The organism is Pseudomonas sp. GQ91 (genome assembly GCF_059758795.1).
The window spans coordinates 18,027-40,336 of the sequence record NZ_JCAXED010000012.1; the positions used below are offsets into that span (position 1 = coordinate 18,027).

Sequence of the window (22,310 nt, forward strand, 5' to 3'; positions counted from 1 at the left end):
GCCGATGGCTAAGATATCTATGTCCCATTGCCCTTCGGTGCTCTCATGTTCAATACCCGCTTAAAACAGGAGCTGACCGCTCTTCGCGAAGAACTGTCCAGTTTGCACCAGATCAAGGAGAGCCTGGATCGTGAGATGCTTGCCCTGAAACTTGACTCCCAAGGGCGTGTCGAGTCGGTCAACCAGAACTTCCTCGATGAAATGGTCTACAAGGCCAGCGACTTGCTCGGCCGTGTGATTCATGAGGTTGTACCGCCACATGTGAAAAACGATGAGTTTCAGCAGCGTTTTAACCGCGCATTAAGCCGTGGCGAGCATTTCTCGGGCACTGTGCGCCTGCTGCGGGGCAACGGTAAGGAAGCCTGGCTGCGCTCGATCGTGCAACCGGTGCTCGGTGCGGACGGACGCATCAAGTGTTTTTCGATGTACTCCAGCGACCTGACCCGTACCATCGAGACCTCCCGCGACCACCAGAACCTGCTCACCGCTCTGCTGCGTTCCACGGCGGTTATCGAGTTCGACCTCAGCGGCAACGTGCTGACCGCCAATGAACGTTTCCTCAATGGCATGGGTTACAGCCTGGCGCAGATTCAGGGCAAGCATCACCGCGTGTTTTGCGACCCGCAGGAATACAACAGTACCGAATACCAGGATTTCTGGAAGCGCTTGAACACGGGTGAGTTTGTCGCCGGGCGCTTCAAGCGTATTGACGCCCATGGCCAAGAGGTCTGGTTGGAAGCCTCCTATAACCCGGTGTTGGATGCCGACAACCGACTGTATAAAGTGGTCAAGTTCGCCACGCTGATCACCGATCAAGTCAACCGCGAGCGAGCCGTCGCCGAAGCCGCGAATATTGCCTACAGCACCTCTTTGCACACCGACAGCAGCGCCCAGCGCGGCACGGCAGTCGTCACTCAGGCGGTGACTGTGATGCGTGACCTGGCCAAGCACATGCAGCAGGCCGGCGAGGGCATCGAAGCGCTCAATGCCCAGTCCCAGGTCATTGGCAGCATCGTCAAGACCATCAGCGGGATTGCCGAGCAGACCAACTTGCTGGCGCTCAACGCGGCCATCGAAGCCGCCCGCGCGGGTGAGCAGGGACGCGGCTTCGCGGTGGTGGCCGATGAAGTGCGGCAATTGGCGTCCCGCACCAGCAAAGCGACCGAGGAAATTGTCGGCGTGGTGCGTCAGAACCAGGACATGGCTCGTGACGCCGTAGCGTTGATGACCGACGGCCGCTCCCAGGCCGAGCAAGGTTTGTCCCTGGCGGCAGAGGCGGGCACGGTGATCGTCGAAATTCAGGATGGTGCGCAAAAAGTGGTCAGTGCCGTCGGACAGTTTGCCAACCAGCTGTCCACGTAAGCCTCACGGGGCGTGGATCTCGAAGTGCAACAGGTCGAACCATTGGTCGTGAAACAGAAAGCTCTTGTGTGAGTGGCCATACTGGGTAAAACCACTGCGCTGCAGCACGCGCAATGAGCCCGGGTTCTCCGGACGTACGGTGGCTTCGACCCGCTTCAGGGCGTGCTCGCCGAAGGCTTTCTGCAAACCCAGCGCGACGGCGTGTCGAGCCACGCCACGGCCAGTGTATTCGGCGCCCATGCGATAACCCAGGGACGCCGAATGATAGTAGCGGCGGCGCACCTGGCTGAAGTTGATCCGTCCCACCAGCACACCGTTTTCGCGTATCAGGTACTGATAGGCACGGTCGTCATTGGCTTCCTGTATTGCGCTCTCGATGGCTCGGGTCACCCCGTCGACGCTGTAGTAAGTATCCAGCCGGGCATTGATCCAGCGCTCGAAAAACGCCCGGTTGGTCAGCTCGAACGCCAGTAATTCGTTTATGTCATCCCACTGTGGGGGCGTCAGTGTCAGGTTCATCCTTGGCTAGCCTCGCGGTTGGTGTGGCCCACGGTGTTTATTCTCACACCCGGCGGGTGGATTCAAGCGGGGGCTACCATCGCGCACGGCCCAACGCTTGTGCAAACGCCATCAACTTTGGGGAGTATTGTCGCGACGGTGGGTAGACGAGGGAAAGCGCCCGGCTGCGTCCGGCACAGTCCTCCAGCAGCGGCACCAGGCGGCCGGTGGTCAACTCATCGCGCACCGCAAATTCCATCACTTGGGCGATGCCGAAGCCGCCGATCGCGCCGTCCACCAGCGCGTCGCCAATATCAAAGATCAACTGACCCTCGACACTGACGTCACGCACCTTTGCGTCGAGCATGAACTGCCAGTCGACCAGCCTTGCGCTGTGCAGGTTACGCACGGTCAGGCAGCTGTGAGCCTTCAGGTCTTCGACGGTCCGCGGCGTACCAAACCGGGCCAGATATGCCGGTGACGCCACCGTGACCCAGCGCAACGGTGGCAAGGCCCTGGCAATCAGGCGCTGGTCCTGAATCTCGCCAGTGCGCAGCACGGCGTCGAAGCCTTCGTCGACGATATCCACCAGGCGGTCGGTCATCACCGCTTCGATGCACAGATCGGGGTAGCGCAGGGTCAATTCACCGATTACCGGCATCACCACTTTGCGTCCGAACAACGAGGGGGTGCTGATTTTCAGCACCCCGGAGGGCGTGCACCGGCGGTCAAGCATCAGCTTTTCGGTTTCGGCCAATTCGGCCAGTAACGGCGCACTGCGTTCATACAACATCTGGCCGTCCGGCGTCAGGCTGACGCTGCGGGTGTTGCGTTGCAGCAGGCGTACGCCCAATTGCTGCTCCAGCCGTGAGATGGCGCGGGACAACCCCGATTGCGTCAAGCCAAGGTCGCCGGCCGCACGGGTGAAGCTGCGCGTTTGCGCGACACGAACCAACAAACGAACGGCGTTCAGATCCATGATTAAAGTCATTACTGAAAGAGTGTTATGGCTATTTATCATCTGTCGAGCATGAAAGACACTGGCGGCTCATGATTTTCGGACAGGATGCTGTGATGCCCACCACTCCTTTGAATCGCCCCGCCAGTCGGATGCTTGTGCTGCTGGCCTGCGCACAACTGATCATCGCCCTGGACGCGACCATCGTGTTTGTCGCCTTGCCGCAGATTGGCAGTCATCTTGGATTTAATGCCCAGCAGTTGCAGTGGGTGGTCAGCGCCTACACGGTGGCCTTTGGTGGTTTCCTGCTGCTGGGCGGCAGGGCGACGGACTTGTTGGGCAAGCGACGACTGTACCGACTTGGCCAGTCGTTATATGCGCTGTCGTCACTGGCGGCGGTGCTGGGGGGCAGTGCGTTGCTGTTGGTGCTGGCCCGTGCGGTGCAGGGCGTGGGCGGGGCGTTGTTGTTCCCGGCCACATTGGCCTTGATCAACACCCACTACGCCGAAGGACCGGAGCGCAACCGGGCATTTGCAGTGTGGAGCGCGGCATCGGCGGCCGGGTTGGCGCTGGGGGCTTTGTTGGGCGGAGTATTGACGCAATGGTGGGGCTGGGAAGCGGTGTTTTTGGTGAATGTGCCCTTGGCAGGCGGCTGTGCGTGGGCGGCGCGCTACTGGATCCCCGCCGACGGCGAGCGCCCAGGTGGCCGCAGTTTTGATCTGAGCGGTGCATTGACCGTTACTGTAGGCGGCACATTGCTGGTGTTCTCGCTGGTGCAAGGGCCCGAGTGGGGCTGGACGGCGCCGTTGACCCTGGGCTGCATGATGGTGGCGCTGGTCTTGCTGGGCGTATTCGCCTGGATCGAACACCGCGGCCGCGATCCACTGATGCCGCTGCGCTTGCTGGCGTATCGCGAGCTGCGCATGGCCATGCTACTGACGGCCGTATTCATGAGCAGCTTTGGTGTGCAGTACTATTTCCTGGCGTTGTACTACCAGCATGTCTATGGCTACAGCGTGTTGCAGGCGGGGTTGGCGTTTTTACCGGCGACGCTGGTGTGCACGCTGGGGATCTGGCTGGCGGAGCGTGCGCTGGTCAACATCGGCTTGCGCAACACCTTGGTCTGCGGCCAATTAGCGGGCGCGCTGGGGATTGCCTTGGTGTGTCTGGCGTTGCCGAACGGAACAGGATTCTGGTGGTTGCTGCCGGGGATCTTCATTTTGAGTATCGGGCAGGGCATGACCTGGACGGCGATGTGGGTCGCCGCTGGTCTGGGCGTCAAGCCGGGAGAGCAGGGCGTGGCGGCGGGCATGGCATCCACCACCCAGCAGATTGGTGGCGCGCTGGGGTTGGCGTTGTTGGTGTCGTTGTCCAACACCATGGAGGGTGCGGGGGCTGCTCAGGCGCAGGGGATTGAGTGGGCGTTGTGGGGGAGTGCGGTGATTGCGCTGATGGGCGCGGTGCTGGCGTTGCGGCTTAGATCATCGGCGGTGAGGTCGGATGGGATGTTGGAGAGCACCTAGCCCCCGAATCAATGCCGGACTCCGGCCAGCGTGGTGAACGGGGCGCTTAAGTCAAAATCAAAAGCAGCGCGAGGCGGCCTGGAAACCGACCTGTTATGCGCGCGCATTCCCTTCCCTGTAGGAGCGAGCTTGCTCGCGAAGGTCGTGAACGATGACGCGGAAAGCCTGATACCCCGAGGTGTCCTCGGGGTTTTCGCGAGCAAGCTCGCTCCTACACGGGGCTAAGCTCAGGTGCGTCCCAGCATCCTCACCCAGCGCGAAGGCGGCAACCCATAGGTACTGCGAAATTGCCGAGTCATATGACTCTGGTCGGTAAACCCTGCCGTCAACGCCGCATCCACCAGCGAATGCCCCTGACCGAGCAAGGTGCGCACCAGATCGAGGCGGCGCATGGTCAGATAACGGTAAGGGCTGGTGCCGAACAACAAGCGAAAATCCCGCGACAAGGCCCAGCGATCACGCCCGCAGTGCTCGGCCATTTCGTCCAGGGTGATGGTGCGGGTCAAGGCGCCGTGGATAAACTCCCGGGCGCGCTCGGCCGCCTGGTAATCAAAGGTCTTGCGGCTGGTGCTCACGCCCGAGGCATTATTCAGTGCGTGGGCCAGGTCGAACAGCGCATCCTGCTCCAGCAATGGATCAAGCCGGCAGTCGAGACGCTGCACCAGCACTTGGCAGGCGCGGTACAGCCATGGGTCGTTGGACAGTCCGTTGTGGATAAAGGGCAGCGGCTTGCCGCCGAGAATCTGTTGGATCAGCGCCGGTTCCACATAAATCATCCGGTACTTGAAGCCTTCCTCACTGCCGGCCCAGCCGTCGTGGACTTCATCGGGGTGCAACACCATGGTCGTGCCCGGCAGGCTGTGGGTTTTGCTGCCGCGATAGTGAAAACTCTGCACGCCAAGCAGCGTGTGGCCGATGGCGTAGGTGTCATGGCGATGCGGGTCGTAACCGAACCCGGAAAAATACGCTTCGATGCGCTCCAGGCCACTGGCAGGTGGCGCGCGATGCAGCCAGTCGATACTCGCGGTGGGTTTGCCCATGGGATATTTTTCGAGAAGTGTCAGATGGAGTGACGTTAACCGAGTATGCGCCGGCTGTCTGCCGGTAGCTTGTACGATTGTGCAGCGCCTGAGCGCTGGCCTATGCTTGCTTTTCCAACACTGCCTGGGCGGACGTACAACATGGACTTTTTCAATCCGGCCTATGCCACGCCGCTGGTGTCGCTGGCTTTGCTGTGGACCGTCGCCGTGGTGACCCCGGGGCCGAATTTTTTCAACACGGCGCGGCTGGCCGCCAGTTGCTCGCGCCGCCATGGCGTGATGACCTCCGCAGGCGTGTCCACCGGGACCATGATATGGGGCCTGGCGGGCGGGTTGGGGATCAAGTCGTTGTTCACGGCCGCGCCCATGCTGTACCTGGCGTTCAAGATCATCGGTGGCTGCTACCTGATTTACCTGGGGCTGAAGCTGTTCAAGCGCGCGGCACCGGACATGGGCCAGAACCTGCTGCCCGACGAGCCTCGGCGTTCGTTGTTCTCCGCGTGGCGCCTGGGGTTGCTGGGCAATCTGTCGAATCCAAAGGCGGCGCTGTTTGTCGCCACCATCTTCGCGTCCACCATGCCACCGTCGCCTTCGCCGATGTTGTTGACGCTGGCTGTGATCACCATGGCGAGCCTGTCATTCAGTTGGTACAGCAGCGTGGCACTGGTGTTTTCCAGCGCGCGCATGACCACTCTCTACAGCCGTTCGCGCAAGTGGCTGGACCGCTTTGCCGGCGGTTGTTACGTGCTTTTTGGTGCACATCTGGTGGCTAACCGCTGACGGCTCGTGGTAATAAACCTTACTTTTAAATGTGAGGCCGATGCATGAGCAAGTTGCGGGTAGGTATTATTTTTGGTGGGCGCTCGGCAGAGCACGAAGTGTCCTTGCAGTCGGCCCGCAACATCGTTGATGCCCTGGACCGTACGCGTTTCGAGCCGATCCTGATCGGCATCGACAAGGCTGGCCACTGGCATCTCAATGACACCTCGAACTTCCTGATCAACCAGGAAGACCCGGCCTTGATCGCCCTCAACCAATCCAACCGCGAACTGGCGGTGGTGCCGGGCAAGTCCAGCCAGCAACTGGTCGAAACCTCCGGCCAGGGCTTGCTGGAACACGTCGATGTGATCTTCCCCATCGTCCACGGTACGCTCGGCGAAGACGGTTGCCTGCAAGGTTTGCTGCGCATGGCGGACTTGCCGTTTGTAGGCTCCGACGTGCTGGGTTCGGCGGTCTGCATGGACAAGGACATCAGCAAGCGCCTGCTGCGTGATGCCGGCATTGCGGTGACGCCTTTTATTACCCTCAACCGTGGCAACGCGGCGCGCACCTCGTTTGCGCAAGCGCAGCAGAAGCTCGGCCTGCCGATGTTCGTCAAACCGGCGAACCAGGGTTCCTCGGTGGGGGTGAGCAAGGTCGGTAACGAAGCCGAATACCACGCCGCCGTCGAACTGGCCCTGGGTTTTGATGAAAAGGTGCTGGTGGAATCTGCCGTCAAAGGTCGGGAAATCGAATGTGCGGTACTCGGCAACGAGCGCCCCATCGCCAGCGGTTGTGGCGAGATTGTGGTGCGTGACGGTTTCTATTCCTACGACAGCAAGTACATCGACGAACAGGCCGCGCGCGTGGTGGTCCCCGCCGATATCAGCGTGCAATCCAGCGAGCGCATTCGCGCGCTGGCCGTCGAGGCGTTCGAGACCCTGGGCTGCTCGGGTTTGGCCCGGGTCGACGTGTTTCTCACCGAGGCGGGCGAAGTGCTGGTCAACGAAATCAATTCGCTGCCTGGCTTCACCCGTATCAGCATGTACCCCAAGCTGTGGCAGGCGGCGGGGATGAGCTACAGCGAACTGGTCAGCCGCTTGATCGAGCTGGCGCTGGAGCGGCATGCGGGGCGCAAGGGCTTGAAGATCAGTCGGTAAATCGGCGTGGGGGACTTGGCTCGCCGCACACAATCCCCCACCTCTAATAACCGTTCTACCTCAATCCCCCAGCGCCTCCCCCTCACGCCGAGGGTCCGCGCCGCCACTCCATGCAGCCTTGCCCTGGGCATCACGCACACGTACGACGGCTTGGGTGCCGCTGGTCATGTCGATCTCGCTGAGCGCGTGACCCTTGTCCTTGAGTGCCTGTTTCAACGCCGGGCTGAACAGTCCTTGCTCCAGCTCGGTAGCGCCGTTGCGACTGCCGAAGTTGGGCAGGCCGATGGCGGTTTGCGGGTCGAGGTTCCAGTCGAGCATGGCCACCAGGGACTTGCTGACGTATTCGATGATCTGTGAACCACCGGGCGAACCGACAGCCGCCAGCAACTCGCCTGTCTGTCGATCAAATACCAACGTTGGCGCCATGGACGAACGCGGGCGTTTGCCGGGTTCGATACGGTTCGCCACGGGTTGACCGTGTTCCTCGGGGATAAAGGAAAAGTCCGTCATCTGATTGTTGAGCAGAAAGCCTTGGACCATGATGTGCGAGCCGAACGCCGCCTCGATGGTGGTCGTCATCGACACCGCGCCACCCTGGTCATCCACCGCCACTACCTGAGAAGTGGAAATGCGCAAGGGCGAGCGGTCGGGTGCATACGCCACTTGAATCCCCGCCGGTTGACCAGGCTTGGCGACCCCCATGCTGCGTTCGCTGATCAACGCGGCGCGCGCCCTCAGGTAAGCCGGCGCGACGAGGCCGGCGACCGGCACCGGGACAAAGTCCGAGTCAGCGATGTACTGCGCCCGGTCGGCGTAGGCCAGGCGATCGGCTTCGGCAATCATATGCACGGCTTCAGGCGCGGGTTCGAGGCCGGCGGGCGTCGTGGTCTTCAGCGGTTTGAGCGGCGCCAGCGACCAGCGTGGATCGCGCGCTTCCAGGGCCTGCAAGGTGCCGAGGATCTGCGCGATGGCGACGCCCCCCGACGACGGTGGTGGCATGCCGCAGATTTGCCAGCGCTTGTAGTCGGTACACAGCGCGGCGCGTTCCTTGGCGCGGTAACCTTTGAGGTCGCTCAGGGACAGGCTTCCGGCGTTGCGGTGGCCTTGGACCTTACGCGCAATCTCCTCGGCAATCGGGCCCTGGTACAGCGCCTGCGGACCTTCCTCGGCGATGCGTTTGAGGACGCGGGCCAAGGCTGGATTTTTCAGTAGCGTACCGATGGCTTTGGGGGTGCCGTCGGCGTTGAGAAAGTAGCTTGCCATATCCGGCGACTGACTGATGTAACGGTCGGCGGCGAGCAGGTTATGCAGACGCGAAGAAATCGGAAAACCCTGCTCGGACAAACGGATCGCAGGCTCGAACAACTGCGCCCAAGACAGCCGACCGTTCTGTTCGTGGGCCATTTTCAACGCACGCAGCACGCCGGGCGTGGCCACCGAGCGGCCACCGATCTGCGCCTGGGGAAACGCCATCGGTGTGCCGTCGGGGTTCAGGAACAGATCGGCGGTGGCGCCGGCCGGCGCGGTTTCGCGTCCGTCATAGGCGCGCACCTGCTGGCCATCCCACACCATGATAAAGGCACCGCCGCCGATCCCGGACGACTGTGGCTCCACCAGCGTCAACACCGCTTGCATGGCAATGGCGGCATCAATCGCCGAGCCGCCCTGGCGCAAGATTTCCCGCCCGGCTTCGGCCGCCAGCGGGTTGGCGGCGGCGGCCATATGGCGCTCGGCGTGGCGCACGCGCATGTCGGTGCGATAACCCGAACCCAGCTCCGGAGCCGGTGGCAGTTCGGGGGCCTTGGCGCTGTGACAGGCACTCAGGGTCAGGGCGGCGACAAGCACCGAAAGGGGTGCAAGGCGCTGGAAGCGGTGGAAGCAAGGCACGCGGCGAACTCCGTTCATGTTGAGAATGATCTGTTGCTCCTGGGATGACGCGCTACAGGTAAATCGTGCCTTGCAGATACAGCGTGGCCTTGCCGGAGATAAACACGCGGTCGCCTTTGACTTCGCAGGTCAACTGGCCGCGCCGCGTGCCGCCTTGTTCGGCGCTTAGCCGGTGCTTGCCCAGGCGCTCGGCCCAGAACGGCGCCAATGAGGTGTGGGCGGAACCGGTCACCGGATCTTCATTGATCCCGACATTGGGGCCGAACCAACGGGAGATGAAATCAAAGCGCAGACTTTTGGCGGTCACCGCAATACCGCGCTTGGGCAGGCCGGCGAGGCGAGAAAAGTCCGGGGTCAGGGCCGCGACCAACGCTTCATCGTCCACCTGCACAATGTAGTCGTCGGTGGCGAACACCTCGGCACTCTCGATGCCCAGCGCTTCGAGCATGCCGGCTGGCGCTGCACACGGTTGGGGTGTCTTGGCCGGAAAATCCATCACCAGCTCATCGCCGTTACGGCTTACTCGAAGCTCTCCGCTGCGCGTGGCAAAACGCAGCATGTCGGGCGCCGCCGCCATTGCATGGATCAGCACCCAGGCGGTGGCCAATGTCGCATGGCCGCACAGGTCGACCTCCACTTGCGGGGTAAACCAGCGCAATTCGTACACGTCGCCGCGTGGCACGAAAAACGCGGTTTCGGACAGATTGTTTTCCGCGGCGATGGCCTGGAGTTGTTGATCGGGCAGCCACTCGGTGAGTGGACAGACAGCGGCCGGGTTGCCGCCGAAAGGCTGGTCGCTAAAGGCATCGACTTGGTAAATGTCCAGTTTCACCGTGAGGGCTCCGTCTCGAGGGATGAGGTCGGACACTAACAGTGCGTGGCGGGAGCGTCAAAAGCCGGTTTTGCCTGGCGCGCCGAGGTTGATGCGTTATCGGTGCCCGGCAGTGGAACCGAGAGCCGCAGAAGATCACTACGGTGTATCCACAGGCGTATTCTGGAGTTTGCTATGCATCTGAGATTTGAAGGTTGGGTGGGAACGCTGCGCAATACAATCGACAAGTCGGCGGCAAAGCCTGCACATGCATCTGCTCGAGAAACACTCGGCGAGTGCCTGCCTCGAGATCGAGGTGTTGCCAAACCGTTGTCGAAACAGTCCACGGCAGCAGCGACGATTGAACTGACGCGTTTTCAATCGTTGCGTCCGACCTCGATGTTGTTTGGCGCCACCCTGGAGCACGGGCGCGTGCAGGCGGACGCGACCCTGGCGGGCCAAGACATCGCGCGTCATCTCAACCAGGCCAGCCCGCATTACGTCGCGGATGACCTCGGTGGCGATGCCCACACGCTGCGTCTTATCTATGATCGGCAGCGCGTGCTTTATCTCCACTCCACGCCGGCTGTGGCGGCGGTTATCAACAGCAGCCGCACCGCCGACAGTGGGCCAGCTCCCGACAACCCCGGCCGCGCGCACCTCGGGCCTGTCAGCCAGGTGCAGACCACGCTGGAGGGCAAGCAGTATCGCCTGGAGCAAGGTCGCCTGTTTCGGTTCGAACCGCAGACCGAGCGCTGGCTGGCGGACGCGGACACACGCCTGCTCAACCGCATAGGACTGACCGCGCAGGGCCAGTTGCTGAAGGTGCCGCCGGGCGTGGCAGATAGCAGCGTTGAAGGCAACCACGTGCTGTGTCTGAGCCATGTCGAAGGCGCTTCGGTGTTGTCGCTGCAGGGCGTTGGCGAGCTGTCCCTGAGTCCGTTGGATGAGTCCGGCCGGCCTTTGCAACTCACGCGCATCGGGCTGGCCGGCGATACGCTGTATGGCTGCACGGTGCAGGGCGAACTGTTTCGAGGCAACCGCGAGCAGGCTCGCGACGGGCAACTGCCGATGACCTGGCAACCCCTCGAGTCACTCGAGCGGGCGTTGAGCGGCGAGGTCAGCGTCGAAGGGTTTTTCCATGCGGATGGCGGCCAGCTCAACGCGCTGATACGTGACGCACGCGAGCAACTGCACAGTTGCCCATTGATCGAGCCGCATGCCCTGAGGCCCGAGTGGAACCTCAGTGATGCGCTGGTCAAGGGCATTGAGCAAGGTTTGCCTCAGCCGAGCCTCCAGGCGCTGGCGTCGGCGATTGATCTCGGGCCACGCGCAAAGGTCATGTGTGACGAAGGCCACCTGTTGTGCTGGGACGCCCGGTCGCAACGGTGGGAGGACAGCTCTCAAAGCGTTGAACGGATGGCGCGAGGGCTTGATGGGCGTGCCTATGTCTTGCAGGCAGGCCAGTTGAAGGCAGTGACGAGCCAACAGGTTTGCGCGCCGAACTATGAAGGCGCCAGCTACATGCTGTCAGGGCTTGCGGTGCCGCGTACGCAGGCCACGCTTGACGAGGTCATGGCGCAAGGGCCGTCGCGCATCACCGGGTTCGCCATCGAAGACGGGCGCAGCTTCGTCACGCTCGATGAACATGGGCGGCTTCAGGCCCATCTCGACGGCCGGGTCGAGCCGTTGACGTTTACCCAGGCAGTCGCCGTGCAAGCGCTGGCGCTGGACGCTGAGGCAAACCTCTACGCGCACAGCACGGGCGGTGAGTTGTTCAGGGTGGCGCGTGCAGACTGGCAGGGCGCGGGTCATGCGGCATTGAGCTGGACCCCGATCATCTTGCCCCAGGCACAACGACTGGATTCGCTGCGGATGGGCGCGGACCAGCACCTGATCGGCGGCTGGGCCAAGGCTTTTCATCGCTTGGAGGTCGCTGCCGACGGGGCGTTGACGTGGGGCGCGGTGCAGTCCTCGACGCCTGCGCCGGGTGTGTCGCTGGCGGAAAAAATGGCCGGCATTCAATGGCGCGGTGTGGTGCTGGACGGGGCGGTAGCGGTCGGCAGCAATGTGCTCGGGCAAACCAGTGAGGGCATTCCGCTCAAACGCAATTATCTGCAGGGCTTGAAAGCGCACTTTCATCCCGTCGAAAGCCTCAGGCAGGCCGGCCGAGAAATTCAGCATCACTTTAATGGCCGCCAGGGCCTGGAGCCGCTCTATGCCGACGACAAACGCCTGCACGCCCAGCTCAAGCCGCTTGCTCATGCCAGGCCTGTCGCGGGCGGCCTGGGTAAGCGGCTGGCGGCGTTGTGCGAGGCCGGCCCGCGACAAGCGCTGGCCAGGGACATCGGCGCCGCACTGGAGCGTGTGGAAAACAACAGTGAAACCTGCGCCCGTCGCCTCGGCGAGGTGCATGGCGTGTGGTTTGATCCGCGGCCGCAGTTGAGCCGGGCGACGGTCCAGCCCGACTCGACTGTGCATCAGTTGTACGAAGCGTTCAAAAGGCTGTCGCCGTCGGCGGGCAAAACCACTGCGATGCTGCTGGCCAACTTTGAAGGACAGGCCTTGAACCTTCCGGCCAGAGATCCCGAACGCAAGCGCGACAGCCAGCATCCTTCGGCCTTGCTCGTGGGCGACCTGATCCATCATGCCGCGACCTTGAAACAGCTCGGCGAGCTGGTGCTCGAACTGGAGCAGGCCAGCGGCCACAGCCCGTCAGCGATGGCGCGCGTGGAGCAATCGCTGGGCACGCTGATGCAGCAGTATGCGCAAAGCCCGGTGCATAAGCTGTCGAGCCAGAACATCGTCAGCTACGGCCAGGCCGAGTCGATCTACAACAACTTCAAACTGCTGGCGAAAGACCTTGGTACCCCGGGCTCCGCGCTCCATTGGCACCTTTCGGGCGTGCTCGGGTTAGCCGCCGATGCCAGCCTCAAGGAGGCGATGACACGTGAGGTTCGGCAGCTTGAAAGCGGCCAGAAACTGGCGCCGAGCCGCACCCACGGCAAATCCTTCGGCATGATGCTGACGGGGATAAAAACGGTTTCGCCCGTGGCGTTTTTTGTCGGGGTGTCCAAGGCCCACGCGAATGGCATCAGCATCAGCCGTACCGAGAGCGGCGCGCGGGTTGAAATCAGCATGGACGACACGCGGCGGCTGGCGACCTCGATTGTTTCGGGCACGACCCTGGGCCGTGGCGAAGGCGCGCTGGGGACGGGCCTGAGGGTGGGGGCGGAGCTGACGGCGGCGGTGGCAAGGACGCACGGCGCGTCCATCAGTTTCGATGTGAAGGAAGCCGATTTTGCGAAAATGATGGCGATCCTCACGGCAGAGCAGGGCAATGTTTACGATTTGCTCGACCTGGGCGCGGCGCATGTCACCGGCGAAAGTGCGAAAACCCATGTCGACCTGCACCTGGACCTGGTGGCGCAACAACGCCTGCTCTACAACCCGCAGGAGGATATCCGCGAGCTTGATTCGGTGGTGCGGGCCGGCGTCGGCCTGGTCGGCAACCTCAATTTGGCGCATGCGGACCTCGGCCATTCCGTCAGCCGCAGCAGTACCTCGACCACCCACGGGCGCTCGGCCAATGTGCAACTGCTCAGGCAGGGCGGGGTGGGCGCCAACGTGGTGCCGTTGAATGCCGCCGCGCTAGGGCATCTGCAGGAGGGCGGTTCCAGCATCGCGGCGTTTGCGCTGCCGGAGCTGTCGGTCATGGTCAGGCTGGATCGCTCACAGTCACGCAGCTTCAGCTTCTGCTTCAAGCAACCGGAAGCGCTGGAGCCGTTGCAGATCGACGAGGTTGTGCAGCGGTTGTCGCGTTATTCCCCCGCGTACCGGGCGGATTTGGCCGCCGTTGAACTGACCGGGCAGGCGCCGGGTGAGCAACTGGCCACGCTGCAGCAGTTTTTTGCCACGCATTCGCCCGTGCCGACCCGGTTGCAGGCGTATCAGGCGATTGCCCAGTTATTGGATAACCTGACTCACCAGCACTATTTGCAGCAGCATCAGTTGCGCCAGTTGGCGGCGGTCGAAACCAGCGTGACCCGGATTGGCTTGAACGATGACGAGCGCCATGCCTGGTTGGATGACGTCGCACCCGCCAACAAGGCGGCCATTGTGCAGTGGCTCAACGACGCGCCGCAGTTTGCCCAGGTGCTCGGGCACTTGAAGAGCGGCGAGGGCACTTCGGTGAGTGTCAGCCTGGAACTCAAGCCGCAGGTGCTGCGCAGTATCGAGCGTGAGTGTTTCAGCGCCGGGCGCAAGACGCCGCTGATCGAACAGGCCCTGAACAACCGCGATAACTTGCGCATCAAAAGCCTGAGTCTCGCTTACAGCGCGAGTCGCTCTCATGCCATGGCGTTCCCGCCGATGAGCAATCTGGGTTTCTCAAGCACCGCCGGACTCAGCTACTCGCAAAAGCGCCTGAGTGCCGAGCTTGAATACGGGGCCGATGCCGACCAACCCCTGAAGATGAAACTCGACGACCGTCTGGGCGCGCTGCCGAGCCACGACCTGACCCTGGACCTGGCGGATGCGCGGGTGAGGACACCGCGCGCGCCAGTCGCCTGAGTGTATTGCGCGCATGCGAAACGGCTTACCTTGGGGTGAGCCGTTTTTGGCAGTTGGGGCGGTGAGGACTGCTCAAGGGGCAAATCCACCTTGCAGATCCAGCGGGTATTCGACGATCAGGTAGAGACGGTCAATGTCCGGCCCACCCTGTGCAGCGTTAGCGCGGTGAGTGACATGCGCCATGCTCAGCGACAGGCCACGTGCCGCGCCGGACTGGACCACGTAAGCCACATCCAGGTCGCGTTCCCAGTGTTTTCCGCCCCGGCCCTGCTGAGGACGATAGCCGCTGCCGTCGAATGGATTGTAGGCGCCGCCCTGTGGCGCATGGGTTCCATCGATATCGCTGCCGCGGACATAGCGCGCTGAAATCGACAGGCCGGCAAGCCCGATGTCTTTACCGCTCCATTGGTAGCGAGCCTGCCAGGAACGTTCGTTCGCGCCGTTGAAGTCGGCAAATTTGACGGAGTTTGCCAGGTAGATCGAGTCACCGCCGACAAAGTCGAACGGTGTATCACCTTCGACCCTCTGGTAACCCAGGCTCAGCGTATGCGCGGCGAGTGAGAGACGCGGCATGAGGCTGTAGGCGAGGGTATCGATCTTGCCCGCCCGGGCTTCCCCGGCATCGACAGTGCGGTACAGGTTGGCGTCCAGCGACCACGGGCCTCGGTGAAGATTGAGGTTGGCATAGGTTTGCTGCCAGACATCCTCAAGCGAGGACGCATAGAACGCGCCGCCCCAGACTCGATCCGCCGGCGCCCAGGTTGCGCCAGCCAGGCTGATGCCGCCAAAACGCGTGGTGGCGCCATAACCGGCAAAGTCGCCACGTCCGGAGCTTGAGTCCTGATTTTTGAACGCGGTAAACCGCCCGGCCTGCAGCGTGAGGCCCTCTACTGTTCGATCATCGAGAAACCAGCCAGTCGCGTATTCCGGCTGAAGACGTTTGTCAGCGGTAGCGAACACCGGGGTTGCCACGCGCATCTCGCCATAGGCAAGCGTGCTAGCGCCATGCACGATTCGCAGCGCACCACCGGCCGATGAATACGCCGAGCGGCTGCGGCCATCGCTGTCAACCGGTAGAAGGCCGGTTCCGGCATGCCCGCGTCCGCCATCCAGCTTGACCCCGAGGAACCCATGCAGATCAACGCCCAAGCCAAAGGTGCCAGGCGTGAGGTCACTACGGTAGCGCCCGATGAAACCTTGCGCCCATTCGCGCGTGAGGTTTTTTCCGCTCCGGTTCTCAGAACGAAAATCGTTATGGATCAGGTAATTGCGCGACAACAAAAGCGCATCCGCCGCCATCGCAGGGGCGCAGGCGGTAAGCAGCATCCCGACGGCAACGCCGTGACCTGCCTTCATTCCCGTCCCTCCAGGGCGCTGGAGGGTGCGGCGCGGCGCAGCCGATCAACACGCAAAGGTCCCGGGCCGGCAATTGCCAGGCCGCCGAAGATAATTATCATCAGCCAGGCAAACTGGCCATCGGCCAGAGACCATTCCGGATGCACCAAGCCCACCGACACCAGCAGCACCGCAAGTACCGGCAGGCAGGCGAGACGCGCATAAAGACCGAGAATTATCAGCAACGGACACAAGACCTCGGCGAACACCGCGAAGCTCAAGGTCAGCGCGGCGCCAAGATGAAGCGGATCCTCGATCAAGCCCAGCTCGGCATGCCAGTTCAGCACTTTCGGCAACCCATGCACGACCAACAACAGCACGGCCGCGCTGACACGCATATACAAAAGCGCCCAGGCAATGGAGGGACGCAGGGGAAGGTAGGGCTTCATAGTCGACTCGCACAGTGAACAAGAGCCCCACTATCGGCCCAGCCCCCTCCGATTGATTGCATGGGTGTGCTAAGAGATTAGGTCGAGGCGCATTGCCTATACTTGCCGCGCATGGGCAGAAGGGACCCGGACACGCAACGCAATCAGCAACGCGGCCAGCAGCATCAGCACGGCCGCCGCTATGAATACGCCGGCGCTGCCACCCAGGCTGAACATCGCACCGCCAGCGGCTGCGCCTGTTGCGATGGCCGACTGCACAGACGCCACCACCATGCCCCCGGCGCTTTCCGCCTGGTCAGGGACCGCGTTGGCGACCCAGTTCGACCACGCCACCGGCACACCCCCAAAGGCCAGGCCCCAGATCGCCAGCAGTATCGCCTGCCCCGGCACCGAGGCCGGCAACAGCACCAATGCCAGTGCTGCAACGCCCACCAGCGCGGGCATCAACACCAGGGTGGCCAGCGGGCGGCGCTCAAGCAGCCACCCGCCCAACAGCGTGCCGACGAAGTTCGCCGCGCCGAACCCCAGCAGCATCAATGCCAGCCCTTGCGGGCCGATGCCGGTAGTCCCTTCGAGGAAGGGCCGAATATAGGTGAACATCGCGAAGTGGCCGCTGTGCACCAGCACACAACCGAACATACCCATGGCGATGCCCGGACGCAGCAACACCTCGAGTACGGTGCGCAGGCGTGCCGGCCTGCGCGGCGCAAGGCGCGGCAGCGTGAACGACTGGAAAACCAGGGTCACCACACCTACCGCCGCCGCCGCAAAGAACGCGCTGCGCCAACCATATAGCCCGCCCAGGTAGCTGCCCAGCGGGACCGCAACCACCGTCCCGACGGCAATGCCGCTGAAAATGATCGAGAGCGCTCGGGGCAACAACGCACCTGGCACCAAGCGCATCGCTACCGCTGCCGCCATGCTCCAGAACCCGCCAAGGGCAATACCCAACAAGATACGCATCACCAATAGCACCGCGAAACTGGAGGAAACGGCGACCAGAAGATTGGAGGCGATCATCAACGTGGAAAAACCCAGCAGCACCCAACGGCGGTCAATCCCGCGGGTCAGGCCTGGCACCAACAGGCCAGCGAACAGTGCCACCACTGCTGTCACCGTTACCGCCTGGCCAGCCAGCGCTTCGGACACACCCAGGTCGGTAGCCATCGGCGTCAACAGGCTGGCCGGAAGGTACTCGGCGGTCAGCAATCCGAACACGCCCATTGCCAACGAAAATACTGCCATCCACGCGGGGGGTGCGGGTTCTACATCCTGCTCGGCGTCGGGACGGTTGTCGGATAAGGTATTACAAACATACTCAGTCATTGCACGGATCTCCCAAGCTTAATCGCGACCGGCAGTCTAGGCGCGCGGGTCTGGATGATCTATGATTAAAAATCTTAATTTTTTGACTGAAACACCTGGATGATGCCTACAGATCAGTTTGCTCTTTCCTCGGATCTCATCAACGAGCTGTTGCGCGGCATGCGCCTGCGTGGCGTCGAGTACCGGCGTATCCAAGCCGGTCCAGCCTTCGGCCTGGGCTTCGCTGCCAAACCTGGGCATGCCTGGTTCCACTTCCTGGCGGTCGGCAATGCGGTGCTGCGGATGGACGACGGGACAACGTACGCGCTGTCTGCCGGAAACGCCGTATTCATCGCCCATGGCGCGGCCCATCAACTGCTTTCCCATACGGACGTGTCTGTTCAGGACATCGACCGTTTAGATGGCGCGCCCCTCGGTGACAGCGTCTGCGCGGTGGATACCGGAACCGACGCCAGCCCCACGCCGGCCACCCTTTTGTTCAGTGGCTGCATGGAGTTTGAACTGGGCAGTATCCATGGCCTTGGCGGGCTGATGCCGGGCCTGATGCTGATTGATGCCGGCGGCCAGCGTTACCCCGGACTGGTGCCTATCCTTGCCACCATGGAGCGCGAGGTCAGCGCCGCACGTGTCGGCTTCGCCGGCATCCTTGCGCGTTTGGCCGACGTGGTGGCCGCCATGGTCGTTCGCGGTTGGGTGGAGTGCGCCTGCGGCAATGCCTCAGGCCTGGTCGCCGCATTGCGCGATCCGCGCTTGGCAAGTGCGCTTCTCGCGCTCCATCAACAACCGGGGCGCGACTGGACCGTTGCGCAGTTGGCGGAGCAATGCAATACCTCGCGCTCGGTCTTCGCGGACCGTTTCCAGGAGACTATTGGCATGGCCCCGCTGCGCTACGTCACTGAATTGCGGATGCGGCTTGCGAGCCAGTGGCTGACGCTCGAGAGGCTGCCGATCGAAGAGGTGGCGCAGCGCTTGGGCTATACATCCCAGGCGGCTTTCAGTCGCGCATTCAAGCGCATTACGGGCAGCACGCCTGGATTAAGTCGCCGGTCGCGGCAGCCCGCTGTTCCCTGAAACAGAGCGCAAGCAGTCTCTTGACGGAGTCTACGAAACCAGCGGCGATTCACCCGGTTTGATCAGGTGACGCCATCGCTTACATCCGGTGATGTTCCAGCAAGAAGTCCACGAACAACCGCACCCGCGCCGGCATTGTCGAGCCACCCACGAATACCGCATGAATCGGTTCCTGGTCGCCGGGGTTCCAGGCTTCCAGCAGCGGTATCAGGTCGCCGCGCTGCAGATCCTCGCTCACGCTGAACTCGCCGATACGCGCAATGCCGGCACCTACTCGCGCGAGTTGTGCCAGCGCTTCACCACTGCTGCATTCGATGTTGCCGCTGACCTTAAGGGAAAACTCTTTGCCGTCGCGGATGAACGGCCAATTGGGCTCTGCGCGCCGGAAGTTGAAGCGTAGGCAGTTGTGGCGCAGCAGGTCTTCCGGTTCCTGGGGGATGCCGTGGCGCTGCAGATACTCGGGCGATGCCACCACCACCTGGCCGGTATTGCCGAGCCTGCGCGCGGTCAGCGGGCTATCGGGCAGATGGCCAAAACGTACCGCCACGTCGGCCTGGCCGCCAAGAATGTCGACCACTTCGTCGCCGAGGGTGAGGTCGACGACGATGTTCGGGTAGCGAGCGCTGAAGGCTGCCACCAAGGGAACGATGGCCAGCCGCCCATGGCCAAGGGCGGCGCTTACCCGCAATCGGCCCCTGGGTACGCCCTGGTCGGCGATGGCTTCTTCGACCTCGGCCATGTCGGCCAGGATACGTCGGGCGCCGCGTAGAAAGGCCTCGCCCTCGGCGGTGAAGGTGATCGCCCGGGTGGTGCGCAACAGCAGCCGGGTACCAAGACGTTGTTCGGTACGCGCGATGATCCGACTGACCGCCGAGGGTGTCAGCCCCAATGCACGCGCTGCCGCCGACAGGCTGCCTTCCTGCGCCACGGTGGCGAACACGTCCATTTCACCTGATCTGCCGTTGAAGTCCATTTGTGCCTATTACGCAAAGGTGATTGCCAGAAATGCTATCTACCGCCTGAAAAAGCTGGATCGTAGCATTGGCGGCATAGATAAGGAGCCTTCCATGCGTATCAATCCACCACTTGTCGCACTCGCCATGGGTGCCTTTGGCATCGGCGTTACCGAGTTCGCCCCCATGGGCATGTTGCCGGGCATCGCCGCGGATCTCGGCGTTTCCATCCCCGCCGCAGGTCTGTTGGTCAGTGCTTACGCCTTGGGCGTACTGCTCGGCGCGCCACTGATGACCCTGACCACCGGCAGGATTCCCCGGCGCTACCTGCTGATCGGACTGATGGCGATTTTCACCCTGGGTAATCTGATGTCAGCGCTGGCTACCGATTACTACAGCCTCATGGTCGCCAGGGTGGTGACCTCACTGAACCACGGTGCGTTCTTTGGCGTTGGCTCAATCGTCGCCGCCAGCGTGGTTGCCCCGCAGAAACGTGCCGGGGCTGTTGCGGCAATGTTCATGGGCCTGACCTTGGCAACCATCGGCGGCGTGCCGCTGGCCGCCTGGTTTGGCGAACTGTTTGGCTGGCGTAGCGCTTTCTGGGGGATTACCGGTCTCGGGGTGGTGGCCATGGGTGCATTGTGGTTCGCGCTTCCCAACCTGCCGGCGCCACCAAGCGTCGGTGTACTGGCCGAAATTCGGGTACTGGGCCGTGGCCCGGTACTGGGGGCCTTGGCCCTGACCGTAGTCGGCTCGGGTGCAATGTTTACCGTCTTCACCTACATCGCGCCGATCCTCAGCAGTGAGACCCATGCGTCCACCGCTTATATCACCGCCATGCTGGTGCTGTTCGGCGTGGGGTTGACGCTGGGCAACATGTGGGGTGGCAAGGCCGCCGACCGCTCGATAGATCGCACCCTGATCGTTTCGCTGAGCGTGCTGATTCTCGTCCTGCTGGCGTTCACCGTACTGATGCGTTGGCCGTTGCCAGCCGCCGTTGCCATCCTGATATGGGGTATCGCCAGCTTCGCCTTGGTGCCGCCGCTACAGATGCGCGTCATGGAAGCGGCTAAAGACGCACCCAACCTGGCCTCGGCGGTGAACATCGGTGCCTTCAACTTCGGCAACGCGATTGGGGCGGCGCTGGGCGGAGCGGTGATCAATGCCGGGCTGGGTTATCCGGCGATTTCCCTGGCCGGAGCGGCAATGGCGGGTCTGGGGCTGCTGATGGTGTTGGCCTTTGCCTGGCGTTCCAGAACGATTTCAACTGCGCTGGTGTGACGATGATGCGACGGGGGGTGTTAGTTGCCTCGATCCGTTCAATCTTCCAACCGTTCTCGAACCCTGCTGACGTTCCTAATTAATCCGTGCACTGACACATTGGTTGCTTTGGACTGGTCAGACCGTCGAAAGAGCAATCGCTTTTTCTAAGACGGCCTGTAACATCTGTTCCGGTGATTGTTCCTTGTTGAAGAAGCTCGGTGACAATTTATCAGAGTCGTTTTCAGTCGATTGCCTGAGAAGGGCGAGCGGCCCCGATTGTCCTAACTGCTCTTGGTAAAGACTTTTTATACTGTCCCTAAAGCCATCAGGGTATGCCGCTTTCTCGACCCCTGGAAGATCATCGAAATAGTCCATGATGCCTTTGAAGATTTCACTGTTGTCACCGCCGTTCGTTATATTGGCGTACAACTTGGAAAAATATGTTTCATCCTGCTTACTAAGCTCCCCATAAGCGGCATATCGCTCTGCATCCGTATAGGTTCCTGAATCATCATAAACAATATTGCTTAGCCCGTTTCGGGCCAGACCTTCAAATGGGTTTGGAAGTTTTTCGGGGGGGAGTTTAGAAAGCCCAATTGCGTAATCTAGTGACTGCTGACCTAACGCCAAACGGGCAGGGTCGTCTGTTTTGGGAAGTAGATCCTCATTATTAAAATTTCCGCCAGCAATCCGCTGCCCGAAATTGTACATATCGCTCTGACCTTTTGCATATTGTCCTTTTAAATCCCTGTTGGACATAGATACTTGTTTATCATCAGCGTTACTTAATGCGTACAGTGCCCGTGCAGAATCGGAGATTGTGACGGTCTCCGTCGTCTTGAGGGCGGCATCCCCTGAAGGTAAATTTACAGGGTTGGACGCAGGAAGCTTCTCTTGTGTAGAAACCTTTGCCTGTGTACTTGCTTGATACGATTTAATCGAAATATCCATGGTGATACTCCATACGCTGAAGATAGCTCGAGAGCTATCTTCAGCTAGGGTTCCTATACAAATGTCGGATTATTTGATTTCAAATTCGACAGTGTAGTTATAGGGAGGCGCCGATTGAATTGCTGTGATATTGGCATTGAAAGTACCGTTATCGGAACCAGTGCTAGTGCCCATTTTAGTCCAGCTAGGGGCTTTAGTCGTTGGATTGACTTGGTGGCTTGCTGCAAAACGACACTTCTTATTACCTGAAGTATAGACGAACTGCATTCCTGAAACCGTATCCGCGACCCTGGTCAGGGCAAATGTTGTCGTTGCAGACGGCAGAATCGTACTTGGGGTGGGGCTACACTCCCTGAAAAGTACTCGAAAGTGTACGCGGCTGGACCGGTCGT

Annotated in this window: 16 protein-coding genes and 2 pseudogenes; 8 read left to right on the forward strand and 10 right to left on the reverse strand. The window is 61.7% G+C overall.

Features of this window, described 5'->3' with window-relative positions; all coding sequences use genetic code 11:
* Positions 1 to 135 precede the first annotated feature (135 nt).
* Positions 136 to 822 (forward strand): annotated as a pseudogene (locus AC6CIA_RS18315) (PAS domain-containing protein); the annotation flags it as partial.
* Between the two features lie 111 nt (positions 823 to 933).
* Positions 934 to 1,362: pseudogene (locus AC6CIA_RS18320) on the forward strand (methyl-accepting chemotaxis protein); the annotation flags it as partial.
* A gap of 3 nt (positions 1,363 to 1,365) precedes the next feature.
* On the opposite strand, the gene AC6CIA_RS18325 reads toward AC6CIA_RS18320, so the two are convergent.
* Entirely contained in the window at positions 1,366 to 1,881 is a 516-nt protein-coding gene (locus tag AC6CIA_RS18325; protein WP_498313975.1) for a GNAT family N-acetyltransferase, read from the reverse strand.
* A gap of 73 nt (positions 1,882 to 1,954) precedes the next feature.
* Entirely contained in the window at positions 1,955 to 2,839 is an 885-nt protein-coding gene (locus AC6CIA_RS18330; RefSeq protein ID WP_498313977.1) for a LysR family transcriptional regulator, read from the reverse strand.
* Between the two features lie 95 nt (positions 2,840 to 2,934).
* On the opposite strand from AC6CIA_RS18330, the gene AC6CIA_RS18335 reads away from it, so the two are divergent.
* Positions 2,935 to 4,341 carry an MFS transporter gene (locus tag AC6CIA_RS18335; RefSeq protein WP_498313978.1) on the forward strand — a complete coding sequence of 469 codons (1,407 nt, stop codon included), beginning with the start codon at positions 2,935 to 2,937 and terminating at the stop codon, positions 4,339 to 4,341.
* Between the two features lie 227 nt (positions 4,342 to 4,568).
* Here the strand turns inward: AC6CIA_RS18335 and AC6CIA_RS18340 are convergent, their stop codons facing one another.
* Positions 4,569 to 5,381: an AraC family transcriptional regulator gene (locus AC6CIA_RS18340; protein WP_498313980.1), complete on the reverse strand. Its 813-nt coding sequence runs from the start codon at positions 5,379 to 5,381 to the stop codon at positions 4,569 to 4,571.
* Positions 5,382 to 5,522: 141 nt separating this feature from the next.
* On the opposite strand from AC6CIA_RS18340, the gene AC6CIA_RS18345 reads away from it, so the two are divergent.
* Both AC6CIA_RS18345 and ddlA read left to right on the forward strand, forming a co-directional pair.
* The gene (locus tag AC6CIA_RS18345) at positions 5,523 to 6,161 is read left to right on the forward strand and encodes a LysE family translocator (RefSeq protein WP_498313982.1); all 639 of its coding nucleotides are present in this window, start codon (positions 5,523 to 5,525) and stop codon (positions 6,159 to 6,161) included.
* Between the two features lie 44 nt (positions 6,162 to 6,205).
* Positions 6,206 to 7,300 carry a D-alanine--D-alanine ligase gene (ddlA, locus tag AC6CIA_RS18350; protein ID WP_498313984.1) on the forward strand — a complete coding sequence of 365 codons (1,095 nt, stop codon included), beginning with the start codon at positions 6,206 to 6,208 and terminating at the stop codon, positions 7,298 to 7,300.
* Between the two features lie 60 nt (positions 7,301 to 7,360).
* Here the strand turns inward: ddlA and ggt are convergent, their stop codons facing one another.
* Together ggt and AC6CIA_RS18360 are read right to left on the reverse strand one after the other, a co-directional pair.
* Positions 7,361 to 9,205: a gamma-glutamyltransferase gene (gene ggt, locus AC6CIA_RS18355; RefSeq protein WP_498313986.1), complete on the reverse strand. Its 1,845-nt coding sequence runs from the start codon at positions 9,203 to 9,205 to the stop codon at positions 7,361 to 7,363.
* 34 nt (positions 9,206 to 9,239) lie between these two features.
* Positions 9,240 to 10,019: a PhzF family phenazine biosynthesis protein gene (locus AC6CIA_RS18360; RefSeq protein WP_498313988.1), complete on the reverse strand. Its 780-nt coding sequence runs from the start codon at positions 10,017 to 10,019 to the stop codon at positions 9,240 to 9,242.
* A gap of 309 nt (positions 10,020 to 10,328) precedes the next feature.
* Here AC6CIA_RS18360 and AC6CIA_RS18365 point away from each other — a divergent pair, with 309 nt between their 5' ends.
* Positions 10,329 to 14,570 (forward strand): AvrE-family type 3 secretion system effector, encoded by a 4,242-nt coding sequence (locus AC6CIA_RS18365; protein ID WP_498313990.1) that lies wholly within the window; start codon positions 10,329 to 10,331, stop codon positions 14,568 to 14,570.
* A gap of 72 nt (positions 14,571 to 14,642) precedes the next feature.
* On the opposite strand, the gene AC6CIA_RS18370 is transcribed toward AC6CIA_RS18365, so the two are convergent.
* The 3 genes from AC6CIA_RS18370 to AC6CIA_RS18380 all read right to left on the reverse strand — a co-directional run bounded on the left by AC6CIA_RS18370 (position 14,643) and on the right by AC6CIA_RS18380 (position 17,680).
* Positions 14,643 to 15,926, reverse strand: a complete 1,284-nt coding sequence (locus tag AC6CIA_RS18370; RefSeq protein ID WP_498313992.1) for an OprD family outer membrane porin — start codon at positions 15,924 to 15,926, stop codon at positions 14,643 to 14,645.
* Entirely contained in the window at positions 15,923 to 16,354 is a 432-nt protein-coding gene (locus AC6CIA_RS18375) for a DoxX family protein (protein WP_498313994.1), read from the reverse strand. The genes AC6CIA_RS18370 and AC6CIA_RS18375 overlap by 4 nt, the downstream gene beginning before the upstream one ends.
* Positions 16,355 to 16,450: 96 nt before the next feature.
* Entirely contained in the window at positions 16,451 to 17,680 is a 1,230-nt protein-coding gene (locus AC6CIA_RS18380) for an MFS transporter (RefSeq protein ID WP_498313996.1), read from the reverse strand.
* 102 nt (positions 17,681 to 17,782) lie between these two features.
* On the opposite strand from AC6CIA_RS18380, the gene AC6CIA_RS18385 reads away from it, so the two are divergent.
* Positions 17,783 to 18,751: an AraC family transcriptional regulator gene (locus AC6CIA_RS18385; RefSeq protein ID WP_498314270.1), complete on the forward strand. Its 969-nt coding sequence runs from the start codon at positions 17,783 to 17,785 to the stop codon at positions 18,749 to 18,751.
* 79 nt (positions 18,752 to 18,830) lie between these two features.
* On the opposite strand, the gene AC6CIA_RS18390 is transcribed toward AC6CIA_RS18385, so the two are convergent.
* On the reverse strand, positions 18,831 to 19,724 hold the full coding sequence (locus tag AC6CIA_RS18390) for a LysR family transcriptional regulator (RefSeq protein ID WP_498313998.1): 894 nt from the start codon (positions 19,722 to 19,724) through the stop codon (positions 18,831 to 18,833).
* 94 nt (positions 19,725 to 19,818) lie between these two features.
* Between AC6CIA_RS18390 and AC6CIA_RS18395 the strand changes: the two genes are divergently transcribed.
* Complete coding sequence (locus tag AC6CIA_RS18395) at positions 19,819 to 20,985, forward strand: MFS transporter (RefSeq protein WP_498314000.1); 1,167 nt, start codon at positions 19,819 to 19,821, stop codon at positions 20,983 to 20,985.
* Between the two features lie 117 nt (positions 20,986 to 21,102).
* Here the strand turns inward: AC6CIA_RS18395 and AC6CIA_RS18400 are convergent, their stop codons facing one another.
* A complete protein-coding gene (locus AC6CIA_RS18400; RefSeq protein ID WP_498314001.1) occupies positions 21,103 to 21,918 on the reverse strand; it encodes a hypothetical protein in 816 nt (271 codons plus the stop codon).
* Positions 21,919 to 22,310 lie beyond the last annotated feature (392 nt).

What these genes read in the sequence shown, in the direction of transcription:
- AC6CIA_RS18340 (WP_498313980.1), bottom strand. Translation starts at nt 5,381, where the DNA reads ATGGGCAAACCCACCGCGAGTATCGACTGGCTGCATCGCGCGCCACCT.
- AC6CIA_RS18335 (WP_498313978.1), top strand. Translation starts at nt 2,935, where the DNA reads ATGCCCACCACTCCTTTGAATCGCCCCGCCAGTCGGATGCTTGTGCTG.
- AC6CIA_RS18395 (WP_498314000.1), top strand. Translation starts at nt 19,819, where the DNA reads ATGCGTATCAATCCACCACTTGTCGCACTCGCCATGGGTGCCTTTGGC.
- ggt (WP_498313986.1), bottom strand. Translation starts at nt 9,205, where the DNA reads ATGAACGGAGTTCGCCGCGTGCCTTGCTTCCACCGCTTCCAGCGCCTT.
- AC6CIA_RS18325 (WP_498313975.1), bottom strand. Translation starts at nt 1,881, where the DNA reads ATGAACCTGACACTGACGCCCCCACAGTGGGATGACATAAACGAATTA.
- AC6CIA_RS18390 (WP_498313998.1), bottom strand. Translation starts at nt 19,724, where the DNA reads ATGGACTTCAACGGCAGATCAGGTGAAATGGACGTGTTCGCCACCGTG.
- AC6CIA_RS18400 (WP_498314001.1), bottom strand. Translation starts at nt 21,918, where the DNA reads ATGGATATTTCGATTAAATCGTATCAAGCAAGTACACAGGCAAAGGTT.
- AC6CIA_RS18375 (WP_498313994.1), bottom strand. Translation starts at nt 16,354, where the DNA reads ATGAAGCCCTACCTTCCCCTGCGTCCCTCCATTGCCTGGGCGCTTTTG.
- AC6CIA_RS18330 (WP_498313977.1), bottom strand. Translation starts at nt 2,839, where the DNA reads ATGGATCTGAACGCCGTTCGTTTGTTGGTTCGTGTCGCGCAAACGCGC.
- AC6CIA_RS18345 (WP_498313982.1), top strand. Translation starts at nt 5,523, where the DNA reads ATGGACTTTTTCAATCCGGCCTATGCCACGCCGCTGGTGTCGCTGGCT.
- AC6CIA_RS18370 (WP_498313992.1), bottom strand. Translation starts at nt 15,926, where the DNA reads ATGAAGGCAGGTCACGGCGTTGCCGTCGGGATGCTGCTTACCGCCTGC.
- AC6CIA_RS18380 (WP_498313996.1), bottom strand. Translation starts at nt 17,680, where the DNA reads ATGACTGAGTATGTTTGTAATACCTTATCCGACAACCGTCCCGACGCC.
- AC6CIA_RS18385 (WP_498314270.1), top strand. Translation starts at nt 17,783, where the DNA reads ATGCCTACAGATCAGTTTGCTCTTTCCTCGGATCTCATCAACGAGCTG.
- ddlA (WP_498313984.1), top strand. Translation starts at nt 6,206, where the DNA reads ATGAGCAAGTTGCGGGTAGGTATTATTTTTGGTGGGCGCTCGGCAGAG.